6 protein-coding genes and 1 pseudogene are annotated in these 7265 nt (G+C 51.8%); 4 read left to right on the top strand and 3 right to left on the bottom strand.

The window, feature by feature from the left end:
* Positions 1 to 41 precede the first annotated feature (41 nt).
* Positions 42 to 1451: a D-2-hydroxyglutarate dehydrogenase gene (locus JCM2850_RS08265; RefSeq protein ID WP_025871089.1), complete on the bottom strand. Its 1410-nt coding sequence runs from the start codon at positions 1449 to 1451 to the stop codon at positions 42 to 44.
* A gap of 315 nt (positions 1452 to 1766) precedes the next feature.
* On the opposite strand from JCM2850_RS08265, the pseudogene serA reads away from it, so the two are divergent.
* Positions 1767 to 2590, top strand: a pseudogene (serA, locus tag JCM2850_RS18090) (phosphoglycerate dehydrogenase); the annotation flags it as partial.
* Positions 2591 to 2818: 228 nt separating this feature from the next.
* Positions 2819 to 2998, top strand: a complete 180-nt coding sequence (locus JCM2850_RS24275) for a hypothetical protein (RefSeq protein WP_439645854.1) — start codon at positions 2819 to 2821, stop codon at positions 2996 to 2998.
* Positions 2999 to 3413: 415 nt separating this feature from the next.
* On the opposite strand, the gene JCM2850_RS08275 is transcribed toward JCM2850_RS24275, so the two are convergent.
* Together JCM2850_RS08275 and JCM2850_RS08280 are read right to left on the bottom strand one after the other, a co-directional pair.
* Complete coding sequence (locus JCM2850_RS08275; RefSeq protein ID WP_051525324.1) at positions 3414 to 3965, bottom strand: GNAT family N-acetyltransferase; 552 nt, start codon at positions 3963 to 3965, stop codon at positions 3414 to 3416.
* Positions 3966 to 4158: 193 nt separating this feature from the next.
* Positions 4159 to 4806 (bottom strand): response regulator transcription factor, encoded by a 648-nt coding sequence (locus JCM2850_RS08280; RefSeq protein ID WP_025871093.1) that lies wholly within the window; start codon positions 4804 to 4806, stop codon positions 4159 to 4161.
* A gap of 283 nt (positions 4807 to 5089) precedes the next feature.
* On the opposite strand from JCM2850_RS08280, the gene JCM2850_RS08285 reads away from it, so the two are divergent.
* Positions 5090 to 5983 (top strand): hypothetical protein, encoded by an 894-nt coding sequence (locus tag JCM2850_RS08285; RefSeq protein ID WP_025871095.1) that lies wholly within the window; start codon positions 5090 to 5092, stop codon positions 5981 to 5983.
* Positions 5984 to 6621: 638 nt separating this feature from the next.
* The gene (locus tag JCM2850_RS08290) at positions 6622 to 6936 is read left to right on the top strand and encodes a hypothetical protein (protein WP_025871097.1); all 315 of its coding nucleotides are present in this window, start codon (positions 6622 to 6624) and stop codon (positions 6934 to 6936) included.
* Positions 6937 to 7265: the final 329 nt, after the last annotated feature.

The following is a 7265-nucleotide window of genomic DNA, read 5'->3' on the forward strand; positions in this document are numbered from 1 at the left end:
GGTGATCGCCAGCACTGCTAACAAGTTGGGGAGTTGCCAGGCTAAAGATCAAACACCTTGCCCGGGTTCATGATGCCATTCGGGTCAAACACCTTCTTCAACTCGCGCATATATTGAATTTCCACCGTGTCGCGCGTGTAGTGCAAATAATCCTTCTTGGTCATGCCCACACCGTGCTCGGCAGAAATCGAGCCATTGTATTTTTGCACCGTTTCAAACACGAACTGGTTCACCACCTTGCACTTCTCAAAGAACTCATCCTTGCTCAAATCCGCAGGCTTGAGAATATTGAGATGCAGATTGCCATCGCCGATATGCCCAAACCAGCACACCTCAAAATCTGGGTAATTGGCGGCGACAATGGCGTCAATCTCGGCAATAAAGGCGGGCACATGCGTAATCAGCACCGAGATATCGTTTTTATAAGGTGTGAACGGCGCAATGGTTTCAGAAATGCCTTCACGCAAATGCCACAGCGCCTCTGCCTGCGCCTGCGATTGGCTCATCACGCCATCCAGGATCCAGCCTTGCTCCATGCAATGCTCAAAAATCTGCATGGCATCATCCACCACGGCTTCAAAGCGGCCTTCAAATTCCAGCAACACGTAAAGTGGCGATTCTGTATCAAAAGGTCGGCTGGCATGGCCATGCGCCAGCACTTTTTCCAGGGCAATCTGATTGAAAAACTCAAAGGCGGTGAGGTCTATGCGTTGCTGGAAGGCATGCAAAATAGGCATGACGGCAGCAAAGTCTGGCACGCTCAATACCAGCACTTTCAAATCCTGCGGTTGGCGGGTGAGCTTGATTTCGGCCTCGGTGACTATGCCCAGTGTGCCCTCAGAACCTATGAACAACTGATGTAAGGCATAGCCAGTAGCGTTCTTGATCATGCCTTTGTTCAGGTGCAGCACATCACCCTTGCCAGTCACCACGGTCAGCCCCAGCACCCATTCACGTGTCATGCCGTAGTGAATGACCTTGATGCCGCCAGCGTTGGTGCCGATATTGCCACCCATCTGGCTAGAGCCAGCTGCGGCAAAATCCACCGGGTAATACAAACCCTGCTGCTCTGCGTATTGCTGCAACTGCTCGGTTACCACACCCGCTTGTATATGCACCAGGCGGTCAGCATGCAAAAACGACAACACCTTGTTCATGCGGTCCAGGCTGATGACAATCTCGCCGTTGGCAGCCACTGCACCTGCAGAGAGGCCAGTGCGGCCGCCGCTTGGTGTGACGGCAACTTGATGCTCATTCGCCAGCTTGACGATGGCCTGCACTTCTTCAGTGCTGGCGGGGAACACAATCGCCGAAGGGCGCGGCTCATAATGCTTGGTCCAGTCCACACCCCAGGTCTTGAGGCTGTCATCGTCCGTCTTGACGCGCTGCTCACCAACAATGGTGCTCAACTGTTCAAGCAGGGCAGGGGAAAGGCGGCTAGGTGCATTCATCAAACGGTTACCTGTATTTATAAACGGTTGTCAGCAGAGCGGGTGTGTAGGTCTATCAACCATAGCTCTGCAATTTTAAGAGTGTTTGGCGGCTTAAACGCACCACCATGAACCTGTATGCATTTAAGTTAAGAAAAGTGCAGGAACAGCCAGCTATTCTAGCAGTTTTTAATTGCAATTGATTCCTGATCAATCTTGGCGCGCCAGCACGGCAAAATAGCGCTTTACACCCCGGTATCCCTTATTTCATAGGGGTTTAATAAGTTTGCTGGTGTGCTAGGATGACTGATTTTTTGGCCTGACTTCGGAGCTGTAATGACCCAACAACTTTCCTTGCCGAAAGACAAGATACGCTTCCTCCTGCTTGAAGGTGTGCACCAAAATGCCGTTGATGTACTCAAGGCTGCTGGTTACACCCAGATTGATTACCGTAAGACCGCGCTAGAAGGTGAAGCGCTGATTGATGCCATCAAGGATGTACATTTTCTTGGCATCCGTTCCCGCACTCAGGTTACCAATGAAGTGCTGGAAGCTGCCAACAAACTCATCGCCATCGGCTGCTTCTGCATAGGCACCAATCAGGTGGATCTTGATAGTGCATTGTTGCGCGGTATTCCTGTCTTTAACGCGCCATACTCCAACACCCGCTCCGTGGCTGAGCTGGTGCTGGCACAAACCATACTGCTGCTGCGTGGCATCCCTGAGAAAAACGCCCTGGTACACCGTGGCGGCTGGACCAAATCGGCAGAAGGCTCATTTGAAGCGCGTGGCAAAACCCTGGGCATTGTCGGCTATGGCTCCATAGGCTCCCAACTCTCGGTGCTGGCAGAAAGCTGGGCATGAAAGTCATCTACTTTGACGTCATCGCCAAACTGCCGCTAGGCAATGCACGCCAGGTGGCCAGCATGGACGAACTGCTGTCGCAGGCTGATGTAGTCTCGCTGCACGTGCCTGAGCTGCCTTCCACCATGAACATGATGCGTGCTGCAGAGTTTGCCAAAATGAAGCGTGGCGGCATCTTCATCAATGCCGCACGTGGCACTTGTGTTGATATCGATGCGCTGGCAGCAGCCATTGAATCCAAGCACCTGAGCGGTGCGGCGATAGACGTGTTCCCGGTTGAGCCCAAGGGTAATGATGAAGAATTCCTCTCCGCGTTGCGTCCGTTTGATAACGTCATCCTCACCCCGCACATTGGCGGCTCTACTCAAGAAGCCCAAGCCAATATCGGTATAGAGGTAGGCGAGAAATTTGTGCGTTACTCTGATGCAGGTTCTACCGTTACCGCGGTCAACTTCCCCGAAGTATCGATTCCACAACAGCCCGGCACCCACCGCCTGCTGCACATCCACCGCAACGTGCCTGGTGTGCTGTCCGCGGTTAACAGCCTGTTTGCGCGCAACAACATCAACATTGCGGCGCAAAGCATGCTCACCAAGGGCGATATCGGTTACATGATCATGGATGTGGAAGCCTCGGCTTCTGATGCCGCGATTGATGCCTTGCAAACCGTAGAGGGCACCTTGCGTACCCGCGTGCTGTACTAGACTTACACCGCGTTCAACACAGCAAAAGCACACCTGCAGGTGTGCTTTTTTTTTGGCCAGGATTGTGCCATTGTCAGTTTTTGTCATGGCTAGACTGCCACCGCCACCGTGTTCCAGGCTGGCAGTTTCTCTTGGCAAAACCTTCTGCCACATCAAGTCCAAACCCCGGACATCCAGCAGATTTCCATTCAAAACAAGTCATTATTATTAGCAAATTAAAAGCAAATATATTTGTCAATAATCTCTTTTAAAAAGTAAAATTCTTCCAGTAAGCCATCGGTGATTAACCCTCTCAAGCCCGCCAGAACGCCCTCACAAGCTGGCGGGTTAGTTATGTGGCACCACTGAAGATGCAATTCAAATTGGCCCTGACAACCCAGGGTCAACCGACTGGGAGAACGCCACATGAAACGCCTCAACATCGCCCGCAAGTTTTATCCACGCCTGCGCTACCCGCCTCCCGCTGCATACCTATCCGTTGCATCACCCTTTCCGAGCGCAGGTTATGGATAGAGGTGAACGACACCACTTTGGTCAAATCTATGGCAGTAAACGCCAATTCCAGCGCTGCTTGCGCGCCTTCGGTGGCGTAGCCTTTGCCCCAATGAGCACTTGCCAGGCGCCAGCCTATTTCCACACAAGGCGCAAAGGGTAGCGTTGCGCTTGGGATATGCAGCCCTATCATGCCGATAAACTCGCGATTTTCCAGGGTTTCTGCCGCCCATAATCCCCAGCCTCGTTCAATGATCAAGGCCTGGCAGCGTTGCGCCATGGCATCGCTTTGTTCTCGGCTAAGTGGTGCAGGGAAGTAGCGTGTTACTTCAGGGTCTGCATTGAGGGCAGCAAAGGGGGCGAGGTCGGTGGGTAGCCATGGCCGTAATTGCAGACGAGCTGTCTGAATAAGGCGGGGAGAGGGGAAGGTTTTCAGTTTGTCACTCACTTGGGTGGATGAGATGTTTTCAAGCATTAGGGGCTGCTTATGCTGGATGTTAATGCCAGTGCATCATAGCAAGAGTCCAGGATGACTATAGCCAAATCCTGCCATCAGGTGAATTTGGTATTGCGCTTAAGTGATGCCGACTAAAACAAGCGCTTATGCGCTTGCTTGAGCAAGTAGGGAGGGTATCGTAGATCTAGCTCTTAGTGCTGGCTGGGGAGTGCTAATGCGGTAAGGAGGCAGGCAGCACCAGCAGATGGTGCTGCAGGGCGTAGAAGATGAAATCGGCATTGCTCTTGAAGTTAAGCTTTTTCAGCACGCGGCTGCGAAACACGCTGACCGCACCTGTGGTGACATTTAACTCTCGTGCCACGGTAGAGATAGGTTTACGCTGGATAAACTTGAGGAACACCTGAAACTCACGGTTAGATAGGCGCTCATGCGGCAAAGGTTGCTCATGGGCCTTGATCACGGCTTGTAATTTAGCCGGAATCACATAACGCCCGGCACTGATTTCCTCTATGGCATTGAGTAAATCATCAACACTGGCATGCCTATCCAGGCAGCCCTTGCAACCGATGCGTATAAAGTTGGCAAGGAATTCATCTTCTTCGTTATTACTTAGTATCAAAACTGGCACACGTGGGGCTATGCCGCGCAGTTGGGCCAACAGTTCCAGGCCATCTGTCTTGGGCAGTGAAACGCTGATAATCATGAGGTTAATCTGGCGCTTGGCAAGCAGTGGCTTGATTTTGCTTTCATCTAGTGTCGGTAGTACGTGACTGATCTTGAAACGTGGTTGTTGATCCACCAGATGTTTCAGGGAGTAGTTCACTAGGTTATCTTCACTGATCAAGGCAATTTTTATCATGGCGGGGGGCGGATGAGGTGATGGTTAATGCTAACCCTCTAAGTCAACTAGTAATGTAAGACTACAATGTTTTTCGCTGTAAGAAATAATTACTCTCGCCCATCAACCCCCGCCTACACCTTTAATCTAGCTTTTGTCACCTCTCTCAGATGGTAGGAACGATCCTACAGTGATTGCAGCGCTTTGCTGATGTAGGCGTTAAAGACCATGCACTAATCTTCTCCCAAGCCCGAAAGGCCTAACTTCTGCACCATTTAAAAAATACATATAAGGAGAGATAGTCATGGCGACATTACATAACACCGCAGTTGAGCGGGACGGAGCCTGGTTGGTTGCGCCCATTTCCTGGCGTGCCATTTTGGCAGGTTTGGCAGTGGCAATTGCCCTGCAATTGGTGCTAAGCCTTTTGGGCGCGGGCATCGGTTTTAGTTTTGTTGAACCCTTGGAAGGCGCTACACCATCAGCTCAGGCTTTTGGTATAGGTGCTTCTCTATGGTGGTTGGTTTCCTGGGTGCTGTCACTCAGCGCTGGTGCGATTGTGGCCGTGCTGTCATCCGATGAAATTACACGCTGCCGCGGTGCCTTGCTGGGCATTGTGATTTGGGCGCTGGCGACAATTGCGGGTGCTTGCGTGTTCACCAATGCGGCTGGCGGTGCCTTGAAGGCTACTGCGGGTGCTGTTGGCGTGGCAGGCAGTGGTGCTGCAGCGGGCGGTGCCTTGCTGGCTAAGCATGGTGGCCCTGACCTTGGTCTGGATGGTGTGCGTGCAGAAGCCGAAGACTTTTTGCGCAATGCCAAATCCAGCGTAGATAAAGAAGTGACTGAAAACCACCCTGGCCATGGTGCACGCGGTGCTTACTGGCATGCATTGACCCGCTACCTGAACAATACGGACGAAGCCAGCAAGGCAGTTGACCGTGATCGTGTGGTATCGGTATTAGCAGATGCTTCGGGTGTTTCCAAGGAAGAAGCCGAGGCTGAAGTTGCCAAGCTTGAGGCCGCATATGCCCAAGGCAAGGAAAAGGCCAAGCAGGCTGCCGATGCAGCTGCAGAAGCCACTGCCAAGTTCTCACTGTGGGCTACCCTGGGCTTCTTGCTGAGCCTGATAGCCGCTGTGGTAGCTGGTAGTGCCACCGCTCGCAGTGTGGCTAGAACTGCGGTTAAGAATACTTACTAAGTATCCATAATTCACTTTGTATTCAAGAATCGACCTCTAGAAAAGGAGAACCGTTATGCCTTATATCATTGCGTGGTTACTGGGTGTTCCAGTCACATTGCTGGTGCTGATCTGGCTGATTTTCTAAGCTACTGATGCAGTACCGGGCATGTTCTGATGCCCAACTCTCAAAAAACCCCAGGCTTGAGCCTGGGGTTTTTTTATAACGTAAGTTAAGCCTGTTGGCCACGAGTCCATCGTTGAGCCATAGCTGCGTCATAGCTGCCATGGGAGCGGCTGGCTGCGTGTTGTTTGCTTGTTTGCAAGAAGCTTAAGAGTAAGCGGACTATCAGGTGACTCCACAGTGCTAGATCTGGTTTTTAAGCATGGGGGTGCGATAGGCGTGTGTCGGCATTTTCTGACACAAAGTCAGTCAGCTGTCCTATGGGATGGCGGGGAACCTCTGGCTATGATGACTGCACTGGGTTTGATGATGCGCTTTAGGCAAGACTTGGCGCACGAAGTTTCAAGTGATGTCATTGAAATCATCAGCCTGACCAGGACATTGCTTCACTCAAGACATTGCTGCACTAGCGTGTCAAACCGGATGGCCCTGTGCAAGATTGCTTGCATCAGGCCTTGTAAATAAGGAGACGAGGATGAATACAAAATCCCGCATGATGATCATAGCCTTGCTGCTGACAGGGGTTGCTTACAACTCGGCGGGAGCTGCCGAACTCTGTCAGGGTGAGTTAAAGCACGCTGTGCCCGTGAATGCGGCCAACGGCAGCATGGTCAGCATCAGCCTTGAACAAGGTCAGCGTCTGGGCCTGGGAGCACAAAAGTTAGCAGGCAAGCAGCTTGAAGCCAAGCAGCGCAAGAGCGCAGAGCGCTATCAAAAGCCAATTCTGATAGACAAGGGTGCTTGCCACTATAAGTTGGGCAGCTTTAAACAAACATCCATCAAGATGTAACGATCCCCCCTCCCAGGCTTGTCTGCTCGCAAGGTAGACAGGCCTGGTTCTCTCATTCGGCGTGGATGATTTAATCCGCGCCCATGCAGTCAGTCATATCGCAAATTGCCTTGTTTTTGCATCACCTAAATAAAACCTAAATAAAACCTAAATAAAAAGGAAAAGCCATGAAAATCGCCAAATCCAAACTGTTTGCTGCTGTGGCGGCCGTGATTCTGCTTTGGGTGGTATTCACCCAGGTGCGCATGCTGGACGGCAAAGCGCTGGATACTGCCAAGGCAACCGCACTGAAATCTATCCCCAACCCTGAGACATGCCAAGGCACACAA

This window comes from Methylobacillus glycogenes JCM 2850 (assembly GCF_000617925.1).
In the GTDB taxonomy this organism is placed as follows: Bacteria; Pseudomonadota; Gammaproteobacteria; order Burkholderiales; family Methylophilaceae; genus Methylobacillus; species Methylobacillus glycogenes.

Coding starts and splice junctions, on each gene's coding strand:
- JCM2850_RS08265 (WP_025871089.1), bottom strand. CDS start 1,451: ATGAATGCACCTAGCCGCCTTTCCCCTGCCCTGCTTGAACAGTTGAGC.
- JCM2850_RS08275 (WP_051525324.1), bottom strand. CDS start 3,965: ATGCTTGAAAACATCTCATCCACCCAAGTGAGTGACAAACTGAAAACC.
- JCM2850_RS08280 (WP_025871093.1), bottom strand. CDS start 4,806: ATGATAAAAATTGCCTTGATCAGTGAAGATAACCTAGTGAACTACTCC.
- JCM2850_RS08285 (WP_025871095.1), top strand. CDS start 5,090: ATGGCGACATTACATAACACCGCAGTTGAGCGGGACGGAGCCTGGTTG.
- JCM2850_RS08290 (WP_025871097.1), top strand. CDS start 6,622: ATGAATACAAAATCCCGCATGATGATCATAGCCTTGCTGCTGACAGGG.